Below are 19,499 nucleotides of genomic sequence, written 5' to 3' on the forward strand. Positions count from 1 at the left end.
TTTATTTTGATTGATGGGCATCCCACAGCCCTAATAGGTACATTATTCCGAGCGCACGATCATAAAGTCCATAACCGGGCCTGCATTGCTCGTCCCAAATATGGCGGCCATGATCCGGCCGTGCATACCCTGTGTAATTTTGCTTAGCAAGCTCTTTGACTACTCCATTCAAATCAATGGATCCATCTTGCGTGTAATGAGAAGTCTCGATGAAATCTCCATTATCGAAAATTTTCACATTGCGAAGATGGGCGAAGGGTGAATGCTTGGCATATTTTGCAGCAAGGTCTACCATATTATTTTCAGGATTAGCGCCCATTGAACCAGTACAGAACGTAATCCCGTTTGAAGGTGAATCAGAAATGGCGATTAGCCTTTCCCAGCTCTTTTCACCTGTCATAATCCGCGGCAAACCAAAAATTGACCAAGGCGGATCATCCGGATGAATGGCCATTTGGATGCCGCTTGCTTCTGCTGTCGGAAGGATTGCTTTTAAGAAATAAGCAAGATTTTCCCATAGTTGCTCCTCGTCCATTCCTTCATAAGCAGCGAACAACTCCTGGATGCGAGCCATTTTTTCAGGCTCCCATCCAGGCAACGTCATATCAGAAGAAGAAGCGACAGTTTCGATTAATTCTAAAGGATCCAAGGACTCGATTTTCTGTTTTTCAAAAAACAGCGCAGTCGAGCCGTCTGACAATGGATGATACAAAGAAGTTCGCGTCCAGTCAAAGATCGGCATGAAGTTATAGCAAATCACTTTTACCCCTGCTTCGCCTAGATTGCAGATGGTTTCCTTGTAATTTTCAATATAGCGGTCTCGTTCATCATTGCCTAACTTGATCGATTCGTGTACATTGACACTTTCTACAACGTCTGTATGGAAACCGTATGAACGGATATGTTCCACTTCAGACCGAATATCTTCTTTTGACCAGATTTCTCCAGCAGGTTTTTGGTGAAGCGCCCAAACAATCCCTTTGGTTCCTGGAATTTGCTTGATTTGTTCTAGTTGGACACTGTCATTTCCGCGCCCGTACCAGCGAAATGTGATATTCATTCGACCGCTCCTTTTTAAGTTAGTTTACTGAGATATTCTTTAACTAATTGGCTGACGGCTTCTTCACCTGATACGCGGTATGTCTTTGTCAAATCGCTGCCGATGCCGACAGCCACTGCTCCGGCATCTAACCAGTCATTCATATTATTGATATTGATGCCGCCTGTTGGCATGATGCGTATATTCGGAAGCGGCCCGTTGACTGAACCGATAAATGAAGGCTTAAAGCCATTTGCCGGGAACAATTTCAGAATATCACAGCCCCATTCGCTAGCTTGCACCATTTCTTTAATCGTCATGCACCCCGGAAGATATGGCGTGTTGTAGCGGTTGCATAAGATGGCAATTGCAGGGTCAAAGTGCGGACTGACAATGAATTGGGCACCGTGCAATAACGCGTGGCGCGCCGTCTCTGCATCCAGAACCGTTCCAGCCCCAATTAATGCATTTGAACCGGCCAGTTTTTCAAACACACGCGCAACATTCGGCGTAGTATACGTCAGCTCAATCGCTTCAAGGCCTCCGGCAACAGCAGCTTCTGTGATAGATAATGCTTCTTCCGCATCTTTCCCCCGGATAACTGCAACGATTTTCGAATCAAGTAATTTCTGGTAAATTTCCATTTTTGGTAGCATGTATTCGCCCCTTAGTCAAAGACAACCAATGCTTTACGCACTTTGTCCGGATTTTTTTCAACAAATGTGAAAGCTTCCTGCACATCAGCCAGCGCAAACTTATGAGTAGTAAGGCCGTCTGACTTTAGCTCTCCACTATTCAACAATTCCACTACTTTTCCAAATTGGTTGGTTTGGAGCCTCGAACCAACAATCGTAACTTCTTTCTTTGTAATCGGTAACTGCGGAATTGACGATGGGCGTTCATCAAATCCAAGAACCACCACATAACCAGCAGGCGAAACCAAATCGATGCTTAATTCTACAGTAGCTGGCAGGCCCACTGCGTCAATAACGACGTTCGGGCCTTCCCCATTTGTCAGTTCAAAAATCCGGTCCTTTACAGAATCTTTGCCGGCATCGATGACCACATCCGCACCACTTTCTTTTGCAAAAGCCATGCGCTCTTCACTCAAATCAGTCATATAAACTGTTGCGCCGGCAATTTTAGCAAGCTTTAAAATGCAAATGCCGATTGGACCGCAACCTTGAATCAATACCGTATCGCCAGCTTCTACGTTGCCGCGCCATACCGCTTGAGCACCGATTGAATAAGGTTCTGCCAAAACTATTTCATCCCAGCTCAACTCTTTATTCACTGCATGAAGCTGTTTCTCAGGAAGCACTGCATACTCTCGCATGCCTCCATCTTCGTGGACACCAAATACCGACAGTTTTTCACAAACATTTGGCCGGCCTTTGCGGCACGCATAACATTCGCCACAGTAATTGATCGGTTCCACAACTACATGATCCCCTACTTGCAGGCTTTCTACTGCACTTCCAACTTCAACTACTTCTCCAGCTACTTCGTGCCCGACAATTCTTGGGTAGGTAGCCAGCGGGTTTGTACCGTGGTAAATGTGCATATCAGAACCGCAAATTCCTACACGCTTAATCTTTACTAGTACTTCATCATTTGTTTGGATCATAGGGCGTTCCTGTTCAATAATTTTCAATTCATGCGCAGTGGGAACTTGGACAGCTTTCATCAAATGACCTCCTTATTCAAATAGGCTCGGCAAGAATAATGTCACTTGCGGGATAAATGCAACCAATAGTAAAACAACTAAACTTACGCCCAAGAATGGGACAAGTTCTCTCGCTGTTTTTGCAATAGAAACTCTGCCAATTTGAGAAGCGACAAAGAGACAAACACCGACTGGTGGTGTAACCAGTCCAATAACTAAATTCAGAACCATCATGACCCCGAATTGGATTGGGTCCATTCCCACTGTAATTGCAACCGGAAGAAGTACTGGGAACAAGATGACTAGAGCGGCAATTGTTTCCATGAATGTTCCTACAAACAGCAAAAGCAGGTTAATCAAAAGAATGACAATAATGGCATTTGTCGAAATGCCTAAGATAGATTCTGCCACTAATTGCGGAATTTGTTCACGCACCATAATCCAGCCGAAAAGATTCGCAAATCCCACTAATAGCATAATAGAAGCAGTTGCTGTCATAGATGACAACATAATTTCTGGAATCTTTTTAACCGGTAATTCTTTATAAACAAATATACCAATGACAAAAGCGTAAAGAACGGCAACAATTGATGCTTCAGTCGGGGTAAATAAACCTCCTAAAATTCCATAAAGAATAATAAATGTCATTAAAATTGCCCAAAAGGCTCCGATAAAACTTTTCCAAATAGTTTTTACCGATTGACGTTCGCCTTTCGGATAATTCCGTTTAACCGAAATGATGTATGTTGGAATCATCAAACCTAATCCTAAAAGAATTCCAGGAACTGCTCCAGCCAAAAATAAATCCCCGATTGATAAAGAAGCAAGTGTACCTACGATAATCATCGGCAAAGAAGGCGGAATAATGGGTCCTACAGTAGAAGAACTTGCCGTTACAGCGGCCGAAAAACCGGCTCCGTATCCTTCCTTCTTCATTGCTGGTATCAGAATTGATCCAATGCTTGCAGTATCCGCAAGTGCAGTTCCAGAGATCCCTGCAAACCCCATAGATGCCCCTACGTTTGCTAGTCCAAGACCGCCTCGAACGTGTCCAAAAAGATCATTGGCAAATTTAATAATGCGTTCTGTGATTCCGCCTGCATTCATCAAGTTACCGGCCAGGATAAACCCAGGGATACAAAGCAGAACAAATGAATTCAAGCCGCCGAACATCCGCTGGGGAATGATATTGAGCGGGATTTCGGCAAGGAAAAGATAAATTAGCGATGCGAGCCCCAAGCTAAAAGCTACCGGAACCCCCAAAAAGATAAGGACTATGAAAGATACAAATAGCAGAGTGGCCATTAGTAATCATCACCTCCGTAGTTCTGGCTATAATCTTGCTTGTTCTTTAACAGATCGATAATTTTTATAACCGCATAAAAAACTAAAAATACACCTAAGATCAACAATGATGCATGGATTACCGACATTTGGAATGGCATTGTTGCCGATCTCTGATTATTGCCAAGCAAGGTAAAGTTATATCCTTCTCTAACTATTACCAAGCTCAATAATATAATCGTTAAATAAATAAGCACTTCATAGTATCTCCTGAAATTGTTGGGCATTTTATTGAGGAGCATATCCACATTGATGAATTCATTACGCATTAACGCTAATGGGGCGCCAAAGCTAATGCCGTAAAGGAATAAGTAGCGCGTTAATTCTTCTGTCCAGATAAATGAGAATGGAGCGAAACGCGAGATGATTTGAATAGTGACAATAATGATGACTCCAGAGAAGCTTGCAATCGTCAAGAAAGCGAGCGTCCGGTCTATCAATTTTCGGAACAGTGACATCAGAATTCATCCTTTCCTAATGGAAAGGCACAATTGCCCGTTTGGCAAAAGTGCCTTGCTCACGTATTATTCCACAGCTAAAATTTGTTGATACAGCTCCAATTGTTCAGGGGATAAAGATTCTTCGACAGCAGGAGTCATCGCTTCACGGAATGCATCTTGGTCGACATCTACAAATTCCATCCCTTCATCGATCAATTCCTGTTCAATTTTCGAAATTTCAGATTCATACAGTTCTTCACCCAATGTTTGAGCTTCTGCAGCAGCCTCTTGCACAACTTGTTTCAATTCATCAGAAAGTGCATTATATTGCTCATTTCCTACAAGAACGTAAATCCAAGAGTAAACATGCTCAGTGCGGTTAACATAATCTTGAACTTCAGCCAAACCGCCGCTTTGAATCAAGTCGACCGGGTTTTCCTGTCCATCAATAACACCTTGCTGTAAACCAGTGAATACTTCATTAAAGTCCATTACTTGCGGAGCTGCACCAGCCGCTTGCCAAACATCTAAGAATAACGGTACGTTAGGTACACGCATACTGAAGCCTTTTAAATCGGCCGGTGATTTAATCGGTTTATCTGATGTTAAGTTACGCGGTGCACGTGTATGGTAGTAAAGAGCAGTCAATCCTGCTTTATCACTAACTTCTTGTTTAATCTGTTCACCTATTTCTCCTTCAACCACAGATTTTACGTGATCTAAATCTCGGAAAGCATAAGGGACTGCCATCAATGCTGCATTCGGAGCCCAATTTTGCAAAGTTTCTCCAGAAATAACCATATCAGCTGATCCGGCTTGTATAGAGTTGATGGTGTCAGTTTCTCCGCCCAACGAGTTGTTTGGATAAATCGTGATTTCCATTTGGCCATCTGAATTTGTTTCCACAAGCTCTTCAAATTTCATAGCAGTCTGATGCCAAATATGGTTTTCATCAGCTAAGTGGCCAAATCGCCACTCAATAGTTTCTCCAGATCCAGAACCGCCTTCCCCTTCACTAGCGTTGTTAGATCCGCATGCCCCTAAAACTAAAACTGAAGCAAAAATTCCTGTTAGCCATTTCTTCTTCATTTTATTCTCCCCTTTAAATAATAGTGTGGTATTTAATTCTTCCTGACTTCTTACGATTTTAAATACTCATACGTAGTGACTGCCAGTTGGACACCTATTTCCTTATTACGCTCCTCGTTTCTTTGTTCAATCTCTCCAGGAACTAAGACGTTTGAAAAGCCTTCTGCTGGCGGAACTTCTCGTATTTCTTGTATCATCGAGTCCATTTGAGTTAAAAAGCTATCCAGGTCTGTGAAGAAGGAAGGGTTGATGGCGCAGAAGTAATGGCCTAACTTTCTTTTCTTATCCAAGTCTTCGTACATTTTATTTACATGAGGACCAAATGCCATACCTGCCAGCAATCCAGAAAAAATATCGACAATCATTGACAATCCCGATCCTTTTGGGCCTCCAAATGGCAATAGAGAAACAACTTTAGATGGATTTTTTACGGAATTTCCATCTTTATCCACTCCCCAGCCTATAGGGATTTCCTTGCCTTCTGCTTTGTGTTGCAAAACTTTCCCTAATGCTACATTTGATGTTGCCATATCTAAGATAACCGGTTTTTCCGATTTTGCCGGAACTCCATATGCAATTGGATTTGTCCCAAGAAAAGCTTCCTTACCACCGAATGGGACAACAATTTTGTCAGTATGGGTCATCGCTATACCGATCAAATCGTGTTTTGTTGCATCTTCAACAAAGTAGCTGAGTGCACCGCAGTGGCTGCTATTTATGGCAGTTACCATTCCGACGCCATTCTCTTTCGCCATTTCGATAGCGTGGTGCATTGCGGCATCTGCAATTACGTGTCCAAACCCATCATCGCCATCAACAACACCGGTCACCGGTCCAGTTTGCGAAAAGGTAATTTCTGGTTCCGGGTTTATTCCTCCTGCTTCGAGCCGATTAATATAATGCTCTGTCCGTAGGGCACCATGTGAGTTTACTCCCCGTAAATCGGCATGAATTAAAATTTGAGCCACTTTGATAGCATGTTCAGCACTGACTCCATTATTTTTGAGTTTTGTTTCAACTAAATATTGAACTTCTTCAAAAGGTACTACAACTGTAGTCATGGCTTCTCCCCTACTCTAAGTTGTTCTCCTTTTCATTTTCAACAAATCGCAGCACATGCACCTTACTCTTACCGTTCCACTACTTTTTTATTGTCAATAAAGTCCATGACCTCTTCCAAAGACGGGAGTCCTTCATTATCGCCGGTTACCGTAGTTACAAGTGCTCCGACACCGTTGGCAAAACGGAGCAAGTCTGTTTCGTTCAAATTATTCAATATCCCATAAACATATCCTGCATCAAAACCATCTCCTGCTCCGACTGTATCGATTGGTGTTACTTCAAACCCTGGTGATTCAGTCCAGCGTCCATCTCTATATAACTTTGAACCTTTCTCGCCGTCCTTAACGACAAAATCGCGGATGCCAAATTTTTCTACATATTCCACTAAATCTTCAATCGTTTGCTTTTCAGAAATTAGCTGGATTTCGTCTAGTCCTGTCAATAAAATGTCGACTTCCGGAAATACTGTTTCATAAACTTTTCTAGCTTTTTCAATGCTCCACAGCTTGAGCCTGATGTTCGGATCAAAAGAAACAAGAACCCCTTTTTGCTTTGCAAGGTTGATTATTTTTTGTGCAACTAGCAAGTTTTCTTCACCAATTGCCAAGTAAACACCAGTTAAATGCACTACATTAATGCCTTCGAACATCGCTTCAGAAATATCATCTATTTTAAGTTCCATGATAGGAGATGGATTGCGATAATAAAAAGTTTTTCCAGCTCCGCTTGCATGTATTTCTTTAAAGTTCAAAGATGTTGGGATGCCTTCAATAAAATTGACTGCAGAAACATCAATACCTTCGCCGCGTGCAAAGTTATAAATCACTTTCCCAAATTCGTCTTTTCCAAGGCAGCTAATCCACTTGATTTTCAACCCCAGGCGCGCGCAGCCAATTGCGAAATTTAATTCAGCTCCTCCAACTTTTCGTTCGAATTGGTCAACATAGCGCAATGGACCTGTTGTTTTAGGATTCATCGTGATCATTGCATCCCCAATTGTTAATACGCCAAGTTCTTTTGACAAATTCTTCCCCTCCAATGAATCTAAATTGACTGCCGCTCTATTAAGACGGGTAAATATCTGCGCTCAATGTAGAACTCATTTACTTTTTGGTTTACGATCATTTGAAGCAATAATTCAGCTGCATCTTTTCCCATATCAAAAGTCGGTTGTTTTATGACTGAAATCGGAGTGGTAGCGATTTCAAGAAAAGGCGAATCATCTATTGCGATAATGCTAATATCTTTTGGAATAGCAAGGTCATTTCTTTTAACAAACTTTAATAATTCAATCAACGCCAAATCATTAGTGGCAAAAAAAGCATCTGGACGATTATTCGTTCCCCATAATTCTTGTAATTTTTTTTCAATTAAATGACGTTCTTCTGCAACTATCCACCCCTCTTCATGTACAAGTCCATTTTGCATTATTGCATTCTTGAAACCGTTTATCCGTTCAACTCGCGGTGTTACTTTTTGAGCTATGGAAGTAGATACTAAACCGATTTTTTCCCGTCCTTTTTCCACCAATTTCTCAACAGCCATTTTTGAAGCGCTTACATTATCAAGCAATAACATCGGATAAATCGGTTCACCTATAATACGATCAACAAAAACTATTGGAAACTCTTCTCTCTTCAGTTGTTTATAGTATTCCAAGTTGCCGTTTGTAGGGAAGATAATCAAACCGTCTACTTGCTTTGCAAGCAACATATTAATGTAAAGGCGTTCTTTTTCTGGCTGATCGTCCGCATTACAAACGAACAAATGAAAACCATTTTTTTCACAGACATCTTCTATGGCTCGGATGATTTCTGTAGAGAATGTATGCAGAATATTCGCGACAATTACACCAATAGTTCCCGACCTTTTCTGTTTTAAGCTTTTCGCGACATGATTTGGGATATAGCCCAGTTCTTTAATCGCTTCCTCGATTCTCTGCTTGGTCGAAACACCCATAAATTCATACCGATTGTTGATAAATTGTGAGACTGTGCTTTTTGATACTCCAGCTTTTAGTGCTACATCTCGCATAGTAACTTTTTTCATGTATTCCCCTCACATAAACCGGTTTAGTAAATCGGTTTAGTGCAAGCTTAAATGAAAGATTTTTTATTGTCAATAAATTATTACAATAATCTGATTTTTAACAAAAATTTTATTTCTTTCATCTTTTTATACCGCTCTTATCTAAACGGCTATCAGTTTTTCTAAAACGTCATATTTCCATTGGCAGCAAAAACCCGTTCGAGCATAAGCTCGAACGGGTTTGATTAATCTTGGATAGATGACTTGATGCGATAACGCGAGTCATTTTCCAGCTTGTTGAAAATTTCGATATAACGTTCTGCCGGACCCCCTACTTCTTCAGGCGCTTCTTCAGCCAAAACATCTGCTAGCGGCTTGAATTCAGGTTCAACAATCCGGGAATCGAAGTCATTCATCAAAATCTGAAGTTCGCTGTAATTTTCAACTTCTTTGTCTTTTTGTACTTCTTGAAAAAGTCGATCACTTTCTTCTTCTGTCAACTCTACATACCCTACTGTAATTCGTTGTTTGTGCATGTTTTTGCCTCCCAGTTCCGCTACTTACTAATTTTCTTTTCTATACCCAAAGGCGGAAGCTGGATAAACCTGGATCCAAAGACAGAAGAAGCTAGATGGCCTGGCCTTTTTTCGGTAAGATGATACTAGTAAAACATATAGAACCGGAGTGATCAGGATGCGCGTCGCAATATTTGATTTTGATGGAACGTTATATTCAAAAGAAACTTTTCAGTTAATGATGGACCACCTGAAGAACCATCCGGAGCACAGCAGGCGCTATCGCCAATTTTTCCGGACCATATTGCCGCCTTACATCGGCAGCAAACTGAAACTTTATCCCGAAAAGAAAATGCGGGAGCGTTCAGTTCAAGCCTATCTAGCTGCTCTTGAAACATTTTCGCAAAGGGATCTTGAAAACTTTTTCGGTGAAATCGCTGAAAAGATGCATGGGGACATGAACCAGCGTGTTGTTGCAAGACTCAAACAGCATGTTGCCGACAATGATTACGTGATGCTGGTGTCAGGGGCTTTTACGCCGCTCCTACATGCAGTCACTCACAAAATGCCAATCAAAACGATTATCGGCACTGAAATTCCCTATAAAAATAACATTTTGGACCATAAGGCGCCTATTTCACACATCCAAGGGCCTCTAAAAACAGAAAAGATCAAAGAAGCGCTAAAAGGGCATGATATTGATTGGACTAACAGCTACGCATATGGCGATAGCCATTCCGATTTGCCGGTTTTAGAAATGGTGGGCAATCCTGTAGCTGTCCAACCTGAAGCTCGGCTGTTGACTATAGCAAAGCAGCGGAACTGGGAAATTATATAAAGTTAATAAGAGGGCACTGCATCTGCAGTGTCCTCTTTTTTCTACCCTTTAAATACTTCTTCGAATTTTTATAGTTTAAGCCAAATTGCTATGTGACCGGTTTATGATCTGTCCATGTTGAATCGCCAATTGCTAATTAACGTACATATTAGTAGTGCATAAGTATGCATCAGTACTATTTGAAAACTTTGCAGATAACTGGTTCATTATTGGTCAATCTACCATTTTCGGTATAGGCAAAGCCAAAAAATCACGTTCAAGAATCTGGCATTGAAAATTTAAAATCTACTGCCCTGATTTTATCGGTTCTAGTCTCCCTCCTCCGCCTTTAAAGCTACTTATTCTTTTACAATTACTATTCAATCTTTTCATAGCCGGAATAATTGAAATAGATAAATTTTATTTAACAGCCGTATTAATCTTCACAAACAAAATTACATCTGTTAAAATTCACTTTAACGAATAAATATCCAAAAAACATTTTATTGGGGGAAAAACAAATGAAAAAGAAGAATACTTTTATAGCAATGTGTGCTTCACTGGCTTTATTTTTAGGTGCTTGCGGCGGTGGCGGTTCTGAAGACCAATCAAGCTCAGGCAGCTCTTCGGAAGACAAAGTGTTGGAAATGGGTACTTCAGCGGACTTCGCCCCTTTTGAATCACGCAATCCTCAAGGTGATTTTATCGGTTTTGACATCGACCTTGCCAATCATATTGCTGATGAATTAGGCTATGAATTAAAAATTAACGATATGAAATTTGACGGTCTGATAGGTGCGCTTCAAAACAACCGCGTTGATATGGTTCTTTCCGGTATGTCTGCTACAGAAGAACGGAAAAAGAATGTCGACTTCTCAATCGAATACAACCATTCAGGCGAAATTTTCATTACAAAAAAAGATTCACCGATTAAATCATTGGAAGACTTGGAAGGCAAGACACTTGGTGTTCAGCTTGGTTCAATCCAAGAGGAAGGCGCAAACCAAATCAAAACAGATGAAGGCATCAATTTTGAGATCAAGGCTCTCGACGAGTCAGGGGCGTTAATCCAAGAACTTCTAAGCAACCGTGTAGATGCGGTTTATATGGACAAAGCAGCTGGACTGGGTTACACCGAAGCACAAGACCTGGCCCATTTTGATGACCCGACAACAAGTTCTCCGGGCATGGCGGTTGCCTTCCCTAAAGGCAGCGAGCTTGTGGATGACGTCAACAAAGTTTTGGAAGAAGCGGAAGCAAGCGGCAAGCTCCAAGAATTGAAAGACAAATGGTTATCAGAAGAATTGACTGATTAAGTACAACTAATCTTTGGAAAAGAGATGTAAGCTATGAATTTGGATTTCTCGCAAATAGTACCCTATATCCCTTTCATGCTTGAAGGGATCTGGGTCACATTAAAATTCGTTTTCTTCGCCATCATTTTGGGGTCCATCTTCGGGACTCTTTTGGCGCTTTGTAAAATCAGCCACATCAAACCGTTAAGGTGGCTGGCAGATGCGTATACTTCCGTATTTAGAGGAACTCCGCTCATTTTGCAATTGATGATTATTTATTACTCTATCCCGCAATTAACTGGATATGACATTTCTCCGTTCTTATCAGCCATCTTGGCTTTCGGATTAAATTCATCGGCTTACATTTCCGAAATTATCCGCGCCGGAATCCAGGCAGTGGATAAAGGACAGATGGAAGCCGCTCATGCTCTTGGGATTCCCTACAGACAGACAATGAAAGATATCATTTTGCCACAGGCATTAAAAAACATTTTGCCTGCATTGATGAATGAATTTATTACATTGACAAAAGAATCCGCAATTGTATCTACAATTGGTTATTTGGATTTGATGCGCCGTGCGCAAGTCGTCGGGGCTGATCTATTCCGCAATTTCGAGCCATTGCTGTTTGTCGGCATCATCTACTGGTGCCTTGTCATGGGATTAACAGTGATAGGAAGAATGTTCGAACGGAGGCTGAAAAAAAGTGATTAAGGTAGAGAAGCTGCACAAAAGCTTTGGCAATCATGAAGTATTAAAAAACATCACTACAGAAATTAAAAAAGGCCAGGTGGTTTCGATCATCGGACCTTCCGGCTCAGGGAAATCCACATTTCTGCGCTGCTTGAATCTACTTGAAACCCCGACATCTGGAACGATCCTGATCAGCGGGCAAAATTTAATGGAGTCTAATAAAAACAACCAAAAAATTCGCCAGCAGATCGGGATGGTGTTTCAGCATTTTCACCTGTTCCCGCATATGACGGTTCTTGAAAACTTGACATACGCACCAATCAAAGTAAAAGGCGAGAAAAGGGCTGTTGCCGAAGACAAAGCCCGCGCGTTGCTGAAACGCGTCGGTTTGGCGCCTAAGGAAAAAGCCTTCCCTAGCAGTTTGTCAGGAGGCCAGAAACAGCGTGTCGCCATCGCGCGCGCTTTAGCCATGGAACCGGAATTAATGCTTTTTGATGAACCTACTTCAGCACTCGACCCTGAAATGGTTAAAGAAGTGCTCGACGTTATGAAAGATCTGGCAAAATCCGGCATGACAATGGCAGTTGTGACGCATGAAATGGGCTTTGCGCGCGAAGTGGCGGACCGTGTATTGTTTCTTGACCATGGCATATTGGTCGAGGAAGGCAATCCGGCTGATTTCTTTAGCAGCCCGAAAACCGATCGTGCTAGAGACTTTTTAGAAAAAGTACTGTAAAGATACCCCGTTAAAGAATCCTCTTTAACGGGGTATCTTTGTTTAAAGAAAGGCTGTCAGCTTCTCATTGTGCCATCACTTATTTGAGTTCAAGCATAAATTGGCAGCTTTACTTCTTCCGCTTTCAGTTCAGCCACGGCACAAGCAGCTTAGAAAAGCGCGAATTCCAACTGCTTAAACAGTAGATTAACTTTTAATTTTTTTTAGTCTGATAAGTACTGATCCTTTAAAGAAGAACGAATTTTCTGTATAATAAAGATAGATAGAGATTGTCTTTCTTCTGCATAGCTGCTTAAGTTAAACAAGGAGGTTATCGATCATGGATCGCGTTCGTGCGTTTCCAAAAGAAGTTGTCCTGCAACTAGACGAAGATTTTATTGCTGCTCTCAATATGATCGGTGAAGGCGGGCCAGAATATGCAGCTGTCGAAGAAGATGATTTATTAGAAGAAGTTATACGTGAAGAAGCCAAGGCAAAAGATTTACACTAGCACCTATTTTAACCACCTCCCATTTTTGGGAGGTGCTTTTCATTAAAAAGCCTTCATTCCATGGAACGAAGGCTTTTTCTGTTATTCCATTAATTCGGCAACAATCTCATAGGAGCGCAACCGGTCTTCTTGATGAAAAATTTGGGAGTTAATAATCACTTCATTTGCTCTCGTTTTCAAGATGAAGTTTCTCAATTTTTCTCGGACTACATCCGGTGTTCCGACAATCATCGATTCTGTATCGAGTTTTTCGTGGAACATCGCAATTTCTCGGTCAGACCACACATCTTCCAATCGATCAATCGGCGCTTTCAACATAGTCGGCATACCACGCATAAGCGCAAACATCTGCTGTTGTTGTGAAGTTGCCAACCATTCAGCACGTTCTTGCGTATCCGCTGCAATAACGTTGACACCGACCATTGCGTACGGCTCTTTCAAAACTGCAGATGACTTGAAATTTTGATGATAAAGTTGCAGCGCCTGCATTGTGTAATCCGGGGCAAAGTGGCTTGCGAAAGAAAACGGCAGCCCTTTAAAAGCTGCAAGCTGTGCGCTGAATCCACTTGATCCAAGAAGCCAGAGCGGAATCTTCAAGCCGGCTCCAGGATATGCCCGGACGCGTGCCAAAGTGTTGTCGGAAAAGTATTCTTCAAGTTCTGCTACTTGTTCTGGAAAATCATCCCCGCTGCTTTGAAGCGTTCTGCGCAATGCATAGGCGGTTGCCTGATCGCTTCCGGGAGCACGCCCAAGCCCTAAGTCGATTCTTCCTGGATAAAGAGTTTCGAGCGTACCGAACTGTTCGGCAATGACTAATGGTGCATGGTTCGGCAGCATAATACCACCTGAGCCGACACGGATCGTTTCTGTAGCACCTGCTATATAACCGATCAAAACTGACGTTGCAGAACTGCCAATACCCGGCATATTATGATGTTCAGCAAGCCAGTAGCGATTAAATCCCCATTTTTCTACATGCTGCGCAAGTTCTGCACTGTTTTTAAACGATTGTGCTGTATCGCTTCCTTCATTTACCGGAGCCAAATCAAGAACCGATAACGGTATATGTTCAAATTTCTTTAATTGCATTTTCTTCACTCCTTATCCCTTCCATTGTATCGAGTTTTCCATTTTAATACATGGATTCTGCTTAAGGCTTAAAATTAACTGTATTTTTAAAACTTTTACAAAACTTAGACATTTTTATATACTTTTTAGTAAAAATCAATTAAGCTATAGTTATTCGGGAAACAAAAGTGTTTCCATTCTTATTCAAAATTCATTAAAGACATGAATAGTTCATCTCATTAAACTTTACCTATAGTCTTTGGTTAAATGTTACAGACAGTAGTGCTGCTAGCAAAGCCGAAAAGAATCCAACAAGCTGGATATCTTTTCGGCTTTTATTACTTATTTTAAGAAAGGATGCGATCCTTCTGAACTATTTTGTAGACCACAAAAATAAACGGATTCATAAAAAGCAGCATGCCGGGGATCGCTGTGGATTTTTAGGCACACCAGCAAGCGAAAGAGAGTTTATCGATTGCGAGAAATATATTAAACAGCTAGAAAAACATGAATCCTATAAGAAATGCCCTTTCTGCCAGTCTGTTCAGTTGACTGTCGAAGAACAATCCCGTGTCTAAACATACTGGAAGGAGAAAAAAGACATGTCGGAAAAAGAACGATTTGCACAAACAGCCCAAAAAGTTGCTGCTTTGATGAAAGCAAACTTTGACTTGGTAGCTTATGAATGCCAAATAAAAAAAAATCGGACATTTAGTATTTTAACTAATAAGGCGTCTTATATTTGCACACTGGAATTAGCTATTTCTTTTAAACAATTGGCTGACAACGGCAATGCATGCAACAAAGCTGAAATTCTACTCCTTCCAGAAGAATTTCCTGCTTTTTCCTTTACATTAAAGGAGCATGCCATTCCATTACCGGCTGATAGCTGCCAAAAATTGCTGGCAAATCACCGCCTTATCTCTTATTACATTGAAACACTGGAGCCACCTGAACATTTTGCCGCCCGGCTTTCAGCAGCTTTTAAAACGATCGAACCACTGGACAATCAAAGTATATGGGTTTATTAATTTTTTCTTTTTTATACGTTTAAAACTTACAGATTCGGGAATAGTCTGTATTGGTTATAAAGACAGTGGAAAGATACCTCTTGAGATGGAGATGAAAGTTCATTTATGTTAGTACGATATAAGAAATCATGTGAAAAAATCGCAATGGGGCTGTTGTCTTTTATGCCTGAAGAGCGAGAACTAAAAAAATTGAAAGAAACAATGAATATATATCAAACCAATTCAAACTGGCATTTATTCCTTTGGAAAGAAGGAGAGGCTTTTGTGGGCTTAGTCGGTATTGAATTGGCAGAGGGACATTATACGCTTCAGCATATTTCAGTAAATCCATCGTTTCATGGCGAAGGCATTGGGCATGCAATGGTCGAAAAAGTTCAGCAACTGATACCAGACCTGGAAATGCACGGTACAGCATTCACAGAAGCTTTCTTGGAGAAATGTTCCGAAGCAAAGCTTGCAGTAATATAATCTATATTTTTGAAAAGGCGCTATTTAAACTGGTGGCCTTTTTCTGTTTTTTGTTACATTATTATTCAAAAGCCAGTTTTTTCACTATTTAAAATTTTACTGTTGCGCTTTACTTCAAAATACTGTAAGCTTAATCATATTAACCACAGACAATTTAATAGCTTATTTCTTATCAAGAGAGACGGAGGGATTTGGCCCTGCGAAGTCTCAGCAACCAGCCATTAAAGGCACGGTGCTAATTCCAATAGGTTTACGCCTAAAAGATGAGAAGATGCTTACCTGTACAGGGGCTTTCTTCTTTTGGAGAAAGCCCCTGTTTTATTTTGTCTAAATACAAAAAAGAAAGTAGGAATCATTCATGACAGTCATTGCCACACAAGCACCATTCAAAGCAGATCACGTAGGAAGTCTGCTCCGCCCAGATTCAATACATAAAGCCCGGAAGGAATTCAAAGAAGGTACTATTACAGCAGAGCAATTGCACGAAGTGGAAACAACAGAAATCAAACGGATCGTTGACAAACAAATTGAAGTCGGCCTTCAAGCTGTAACAGACGGTGAATTCCGCCGGACTTTTTGGCATACAGATTTCATGGCACATATTAACGGCTTTGAGGGTTATACTCCCGATCACGGTTATAGATTCAAAAATGTCGAAACTGAAGCATACGATGTACGGAATATCGGAAAAATTTCTTTTAGCTCAGACCATCCTTTCGTTAAAGATTTTATTGAATTCAATGAGATTGTCGCTGGCCGGGCTGTAGCAAAGTTGACAATTCCAAGCCCTAACCAGTTCTTCAACGAAGGTATCCGGGATGTCAACTTATATCCTGATATTGAGGTGTATGCACAAGACGTAATCCAAGCTTACCGTGATGCAATCCAAACTTTTTATGATGCAGGCGCACGCTATATTCAACTGGATGATGTCTACATTGCCGGGCTTTCCTCGCCGGATATTCCTTTCAACGACAAGCAGTATCCTCGTGAATATTTGATTGACTTGGCATTGCGCGTAGCAAATGGCGTATTGGAAGGAAAACCTGAAGACTTAAGCGTGACCACGCATCTCTGTCGCGGCAACTATCAGTCTGACTGGGCTTTTGAAGGCAGCTATGCTTTGATTGCACCGACTTTATTTGCAAAAGAAAATGTGGACGGCTTCTTTCTTGAGTATGATGACGAGCGTTCTGGCAGCTTTCAGCCGCTTGAACATGTTCCTAAAGGCGGCGCTAAAGTTGTGCTCGGAGTCTTTACTTCAAAACACGGCGAATTAGAAGACAAAGAACTAATTAAATCTCGTGTTAAAGAAGCAAGCCAATATGTGCCGCTTGAGCAGATTTGTCTTTCACCGCAATGCGGATTTGCTTCGACACACCATGGCAACCTTTTGACTGAAGAGCAGCAGTGGAACAAATTGAAATACATCGTCGAGCTTTCCCATGAAATTTTAAACGACTAAAGAAAAGGTGAAACTCTTCTAATCTCCTATCTATTCTTTCTAAAAAATTCAAAAGCCCGTGAAGAAAAGCAGTGCTTTTTCTTCACGGGCTTTTAAGTTAGCACTTATATGACAGCCCTGTTTTTTATTTCTGTTTTCTGGTAACAAGAAGCAGGATTGCTCACAACATTGTTTTAGCTGAACTCCAACGCAATCTGTATTGCTATAAAGCTTATATTACATACTTAACTTATTGATCTGATCTCTCTTGGATGCATCTTGCATTCGCAGAAAGGCGGCGGAATAATGAAATCATAACGAAGTTTCAGGTCTTGTGACTTGTAAATCAGCTGTGAAGTGTCATTTTGCAAATTATACATTACCTCATCTCCCTTTTCGTATCTTTCAATTATACCGAAAAAGGATAGAAAGAAAAGAATGTTTACAAAACCTTAAGAATTTTCAGTGTTTTTTAAAAGGCTGTTCATTAATGTTCTACTGGCTATTTCGTAATCAACTAATTTCACTTTTCTTCTATTATATTGCTGTCCAACCGCCATCAACTTTAATTGTTTCTCCAGTTACGAAGTTAGCCAGGTCAGAAGCCAAGTATAAAACAGCACCTGAAATATCACGCGGCTGCGACAAACCATTAAGTAAAATCCGGTTTTCAACATCTTTTTTAAATTCGGCATCTTCAAACATTTTCGATGTTAGTTCGGTTTCTATGAACGTTGGCGCTACAGCATTAACCCGAATCCCTTCTTTCGCCCATTCTACAGCTAAGGCTTTTGTCAGCTGAACCAGGCCGCCTTTACTCGAGCAATAGGCGGCACGTTTAACATAGCCGACAAATGCCATCTGCGAAGCGATATTGATAATGCGGCCGCTTTTTTGGCGGAGCATGTATTTTGCAGCTGCCTGGCTTGCGAAAAACACGCTCTTTAAATTCAAATCCAGGACCGTATCCCAATCTTCTTCCGTTACTTCCATCGCCGGTTTTGCGATATTGACACCGGCATTGTTAACAAGCACATCAATCGTGCCGAAAGTAGAAGCTGCTAAATCAATCAGTTGCTTCACTTTCTCTATATCGCTTAAATCTCCTGCAACAGCGATGCAGTTGCCATTGAATTTCTTCAATTCCAACAAAGCTTCATTCAGCTTCGCTTCGTTACGACCGGAAATCACTACGTTAGCGCCAAGCTGTGCAAACGTCAAAGCAATGTCTTTGCCGATGCCTTTGCTTCCGCCAGTTACAATAACGGTCTTTTGTGCCAGTTCAGTAAAGTATGCCATCATTCTGTGCCCTCTCTTTCTGCTTTTAAATCATTTTTCAAAAAATGGATCAATGTGTGCTCTCGTTCAGCATTCCATTGCTCAGAAACTGATGGTTCCCACTCGTAGAATCCTTCACCGCTTTTATCGCCTAATTTCTTCTCCTCAACTAATCGCGTCAATGTTTTTCCTGACCGCTGATCGGTGCTTAAATCTTCAAACAAGTAATTTGAAATAGCTGAGAAAATGTCCAAGCCGCCCATATCTGCGGTCATTAAAGGACCTGTAACCGGCAAACGCCGGCCAATGCTGTATGTAACCGCCGCATCAATGTCTTCTTTTGTCGCCGCGCCAGCATCAAGCAGCGCCTGCGCTTCACGGAACAATGCATATTGAAGCCGGTTCCCGATAAAACCTGGAATTTCTTTATTCAATAAAATCGGCTTTTTCTTCATTTCGGTCAGTACTTGCATCGCACGCTGAACGGTTTCTTCATCCGTGAGTTTTCCTTTTACGACCTCTACCAATGGGATTAAATGCGCCGGGTTCCAGAAATGTGTTACGACAAAGCGATTAGGATGTGCCATCCCTTCTGCCAGCAAGCTTGGCTTGAAGCCGGATGTATTGCTCGCTATGACGACCTCTTCACCAATCAAATTTTCGATTTTCCGATACATTTCCCGCTTTATTTCAAGTACTTCTGGAATTACTTCAATGATAAATGAAGCGTTGGCAATCGTCTCTTCAAGATTAGTAGAGAACCGGATGTTTCCCCGAATTTGCTCTGCTTCACTAGCATGAAATAAGCCATTATCCACCATGACTTTAAGTTTGTTGATTAAGCCTTTATTAGCATTAATAAGATCCTGATCATTTATCCCGTAAACTTTCACTTGTTTCCCTGCCCATGCCGCCGATAACGCAATCGAATGGCCCATTGTTCCAGCACCGATAATCGAAATGTTTTCCATAAACTACACCTCTCCCAAGTTAGAA

At 41.3% G+C, this 19,499-nt stretch carries 21 protein-coding genes and 1 riboswitch; of the genes, 8 read left to right on the forward strand and 13 right to left on the reverse strand.

Annotated features, from left to right (window positions below):
* Position 1: 1 nt before the first annotated feature.
* From uxuA to B0H99_RS13655, 10 genes are all read right to left on the reverse strand, one after another.
* Positions 2-1,060 (reverse strand): mannonate dehydratase, encoded by a 1,059-nt coding sequence (uxuA, locus tag B0H99_RS13610; protein ID WP_106534237.1) that lies wholly within the window; start codon positions 1,058-1,060, stop codon positions 2-4.
* 14 nt (positions 1,061-1,074) lie between these two features.
* A complete protein-coding gene (locus B0H99_RS13615; protein ID WP_106534238.1) occupies positions 1,075-1,695 on the reverse strand; it encodes a bifunctional 2-keto-4-hydroxyglutarate aldolase/2-keto-3-deoxy-6-phosphogluconate aldolase in 621 nt (206 codons plus the stop codon).
* Between the two features lie 11 nt (positions 1,696-1,706).
* Complete coding sequence (locus B0H99_RS13620; RefSeq protein ID WP_106534239.1) at positions 1,707-2,726, reverse strand: zinc-binding alcohol dehydrogenase family protein; 1,020 nt, start codon at positions 2,724-2,726, stop codon at positions 1,707-1,709.
* A gap of 12 nt (positions 2,727-2,738) precedes the next feature.
* Entirely contained in the window at positions 2,739-4,010 is a 1,272-nt protein-coding gene (locus tag B0H99_RS13625; protein ID WP_106534240.1) for a TRAP transporter large permease, read from the reverse strand.
* A complete protein-coding gene (locus tag B0H99_RS13630; protein ID WP_106534241.1) occupies positions 4,010-4,507 on the reverse strand; it encodes a TRAP transporter small permease in 498 nt (165 codons plus the stop codon). The genes B0H99_RS13625 and B0H99_RS13630 overlap by 1 nt, the downstream gene beginning before the upstream one ends.
* Positions 4,508-4,573: 66 nt before the next feature.
* Entirely contained in the window at positions 4,574-5,578 is a 1,005-nt protein-coding gene (locus B0H99_RS13635; RefSeq protein WP_106534242.1) for a TRAP transporter substrate-binding protein, read from the reverse strand.
* Positions 5,579-5,628: 50 nt separating this feature from the next.
* Positions 5,629-6,639, reverse strand: a complete 1,011-nt coding sequence (gene allD, locus B0H99_RS13640; protein ID WP_106534243.1) for an ureidoglycolate dehydrogenase — start codon at positions 6,637-6,639, stop codon at positions 5,629-5,631.
* Positions 6,640-6,707: 68 nt separating this feature from the next.
* Complete coding sequence (locus B0H99_RS13645; protein WP_106534244.1) at positions 6,708-7,664, reverse strand: sugar kinase; 957 nt, start codon at positions 7,662-7,664, stop codon at positions 6,708-6,710.
* A gap of 20 nt (positions 7,665-7,684) precedes the next feature.
* Positions 7,685-8,689, reverse strand: a complete 1,005-nt coding sequence (locus tag B0H99_RS13650; RefSeq protein WP_106534245.1) for a LacI family DNA-binding transcriptional regulator — start codon at positions 8,687-8,689, stop codon at positions 7,685-7,687.
* Between the two features lie 224 nt (positions 8,690-8,913).
* Positions 8,914-9,204, reverse strand: coding sequence for a hypothetical protein (locus B0H99_RS13655; RefSeq protein WP_106534246.1), 291 nt, complete (start codon positions 9,202-9,204; stop codon positions 8,914-8,916).
* A gap of 157 nt (positions 9,205-9,361) precedes the next feature.
* Between B0H99_RS13655 and B0H99_RS13660 the strand changes: the two genes are divergently transcribed.
* From B0H99_RS13660 to B0H99_RS17875, 5 genes are all read left to right on the forward strand, one after another.
* Positions 9,362-10,021 carry an HAD family hydrolase gene (locus tag B0H99_RS13660; RefSeq protein WP_106534247.1) on the forward strand — a complete coding sequence of 220 codons (660 nt, stop codon included), beginning with the start codon at positions 9,362-9,364 and terminating at the stop codon, positions 10,019-10,021.
* Positions 10,022-10,521: 500 nt separating this feature from the next.
* On the forward strand, positions 10,522-11,316 hold the full coding sequence (locus tag B0H99_RS13665) for a transporter substrate-binding domain-containing protein (RefSeq protein ID WP_106534248.1): 795 nt from the start codon (positions 10,522-10,524) through the stop codon (positions 11,314-11,316).
* Between the two features lie 33 nt (positions 11,317-11,349).
* Positions 11,350-12,009 carry an amino acid ABC transporter permease gene (locus B0H99_RS13670; RefSeq protein ID WP_106534249.1) on the forward strand — a complete coding sequence of 220 codons (660 nt, stop codon included), beginning with the start codon at positions 11,350-11,352 and terminating at the stop codon, positions 12,007-12,009.
* Positions 12,002-12,724: an amino acid ABC transporter ATP-binding protein gene (locus B0H99_RS13675; RefSeq protein ID WP_106534250.1), complete on the forward strand. Its 723-nt coding sequence runs from the start codon at positions 12,002-12,004 to the stop codon at positions 12,722-12,724. Before B0H99_RS13670 ends, B0H99_RS13675 begins: the two co-directional genes overlap by 8 nt.
* A 319-nt stretch (positions 12,725-13,043) precedes the next feature.
* Positions 13,044-13,214 (forward strand): hypothetical protein, encoded by a 171-nt coding sequence (locus B0H99_RS17875; protein WP_181313675.1) that lies wholly within the window; start codon positions 13,044-13,046, stop codon positions 13,212-13,214.
* Positions 13,215-13,295: 81 nt separating this feature from the next.
* Here the strand turns inward: B0H99_RS17875 and B0H99_RS13680 are convergent, their stop codons facing one another.
* A complete protein-coding gene (locus B0H99_RS13680; protein WP_106534251.1) occupies positions 13,296-14,303 on the reverse strand; it encodes an LLM class flavin-dependent oxidoreductase in 1,008 nt (335 codons plus the stop codon).
* Between the two features lie 581 nt (positions 14,304-14,884).
* On the opposite strand from B0H99_RS13680, the gene B0H99_RS13690 reads away from it, so the two are divergent.
* From B0H99_RS13690 to B0H99_RS13700, 3 genes are all read left to right on the forward strand, one after another.
* Positions 14,885-15,313: a hypothetical protein gene (locus B0H99_RS13690; RefSeq protein WP_106534252.1), complete on the forward strand. Its 429-nt coding sequence runs from the start codon at positions 14,885-14,887 to the stop codon at positions 15,311-15,313.
* 105 nt (positions 15,314-15,418) lie between these two features.
* Entirely contained in the window at positions 15,419-15,781 is a 363-nt protein-coding gene (locus tag B0H99_RS13695; RefSeq protein WP_106534253.1) for a GNAT family N-acetyltransferase, read from the forward strand.
* A 166-nt stretch (positions 15,782-15,947) separates the two neighbouring features.
* Positions 15,948-16,051, forward strand: a riboswitch (SAM riboswitch).
* Between the two features lie 88 nt (positions 16,052-16,139).
* A complete protein-coding gene (locus tag B0H99_RS13700; RefSeq protein ID WP_106534254.1) occupies positions 16,140-17,246 on the forward strand; it encodes a 5-methyltetrahydropteroyltriglutamate--homocysteine S-methyltransferase in 1,107 nt (368 codons plus the stop codon).
* A gap of 516 nt (positions 17,247-17,762) precedes the next feature.
* Here the strand turns inward: B0H99_RS13700 and B0H99_RS13705 are convergent.
* On the reverse strand, positions 17,763-18,524 hold the full coding sequence (locus B0H99_RS13705; RefSeq protein WP_106534289.1) for an SDR family NAD(P)-dependent oxidoreductase: 762 nt from the start codon (positions 18,522-18,524) through the stop codon (positions 17,763-17,765).
* A complete protein-coding gene (locus B0H99_RS13710; protein ID WP_106534255.1) occupies positions 18,524-19,474 on the reverse strand; it encodes a 3-hydroxyacyl-CoA dehydrogenase family protein in 951 nt (316 codons plus the stop codon). Before B0H99_RS13710 ends, B0H99_RS13705 begins: the two co-directional genes overlap by 1 nt.
* Positions 19,475-19,499 lie beyond the last annotated feature (25 nt).

This window comes from Planomicrobium soli, from assembly GCF_003014655.1.
Taxonomy (GTDB): Bacteria; Bacillota; Bacilli; order Bacillales_A; family Planococcaceae; genus Planococcus; species Planococcus soli_B.

What these genes read in the sequence shown, in the direction of transcription:
- uxuA (WP_106534237.1), bottom strand. Translation starts at nt 1,060, where the DNA reads ATGAATATCACATTTCGCTGGTACGGGCGCGGAAATGACAGTGTCCAA.
- B0H99_RS13615 (WP_106534238.1), bottom strand. Translation starts at nt 1,695, where the DNA reads ATGCTACCAAAAATGGAAATTTACCAGAAATTACTTGATTCGAAAATC.
- B0H99_RS13620 (WP_106534239.1), bottom strand. Translation starts at nt 2,726, where the DNA reads ATGAAAGCTGTCCAAGTTCCCACTGCGCATGAATTGAAAATTATTGAA.
- B0H99_RS13625 (WP_106534240.1), bottom strand. Translation starts at nt 4,010, where the DNA reads ATGGCCACTCTGCTATTTGTATCTTTCATAGTCCTTATCTTTTTGGGG.
- B0H99_RS13630 (WP_106534241.1), bottom strand. Translation starts at nt 4,507, where the DNA reads ATGTCACTGTTCCGAAAATTGATAGACCGGACGCTCGCTTTCTTGACG.
- B0H99_RS13635 (WP_106534242.1), bottom strand. Translation starts at nt 5,578, where the DNA reads ATGAAGAAGAAATGGCTAACAGGAATTTTTGCTTCAGTTTTAGTTTTA.
- allD (WP_106534243.1), bottom strand. Translation starts at nt 6,639, where the DNA reads ATGACTACAGTTGTAGTACCTTTTGAAGAAGTTCAATATTTAGTTGAA.
- B0H99_RS13650 (WP_106534245.1), bottom strand. Translation starts at nt 8,689, where the DNA reads ATGAAAAAAGTTACTATGCGAGATGTAGCACTAAAAGCTGGAGTATCA.
- B0H99_RS13655 (WP_106534246.1), bottom strand. Translation starts at nt 9,204, where the DNA reads ATGCACAAACAACGAATTACAGTAGGGTATGTAGAGTTGACAGAAGAA.
- B0H99_RS13660 (WP_106534247.1), top strand. Translation starts at nt 9,362, where the DNA reads ATGCGCGTCGCAATATTTGATTTTGATGGAACGTTATATTCAAAAGAA.
- B0H99_RS13665 (WP_106534248.1), top strand. Translation starts at nt 10,522, where the DNA reads ATGAAAAAGAAGAATACTTTTATAGCAATGTGTGCTTCACTGGCTTTA.
- B0H99_RS13670 (WP_106534249.1), top strand. Translation starts at nt 11,350, where the DNA reads ATGAATTTGGATTTCTCGCAAATAGTACCCTATATCCCTTTCATGCTT.
- B0H99_RS17875 (WP_181313675.1), top strand. Translation starts at nt 13,044, where the DNA reads ATGGATCGCGTTCGTGCGTTTCCAAAAGAAGTTGTCCTGCAACTAGAC.
- B0H99_RS13680 (WP_106534251.1), bottom strand. Translation starts at nt 14,303, where the DNA reads ATGCAATTAAAGAAATTTGAACATATACCGTTATCGGTTCTTGATTTG.
- B0H99_RS13690 (WP_106534252.1), top strand. Translation starts at nt 14,885, where the DNA reads ATGTCGGAAAAAGAACGATTTGCACAAACAGCCCAAAAAGTTGCTGCT.
- B0H99_RS13695 (WP_106534253.1), top strand. Translation starts at nt 15,419, where the DNA reads ATGTTAGTACGATATAAGAAATCATGTGAAAAAATCGCAATGGGGCTG.
- B0H99_RS13700 (WP_106534254.1), top strand. Translation starts at nt 16,140, where the DNA reads ATGACAGTCATTGCCACACAAGCACCATTCAAAGCAGATCACGTAGGA.
- B0H99_RS13705 (WP_106534289.1), bottom strand. Translation starts at nt 18,524, where the DNA reads ATGGCATACTTTACTGAACTGGCACAAAAGACCGTTATTGTAACTGGC.
- B0H99_RS13710 (WP_106534255.1), bottom strand. Translation starts at nt 19,474, where the DNA reads ATGGAAAACATTTCGATTATCGGTGCTGGAACAATGGGCCATTCGATT.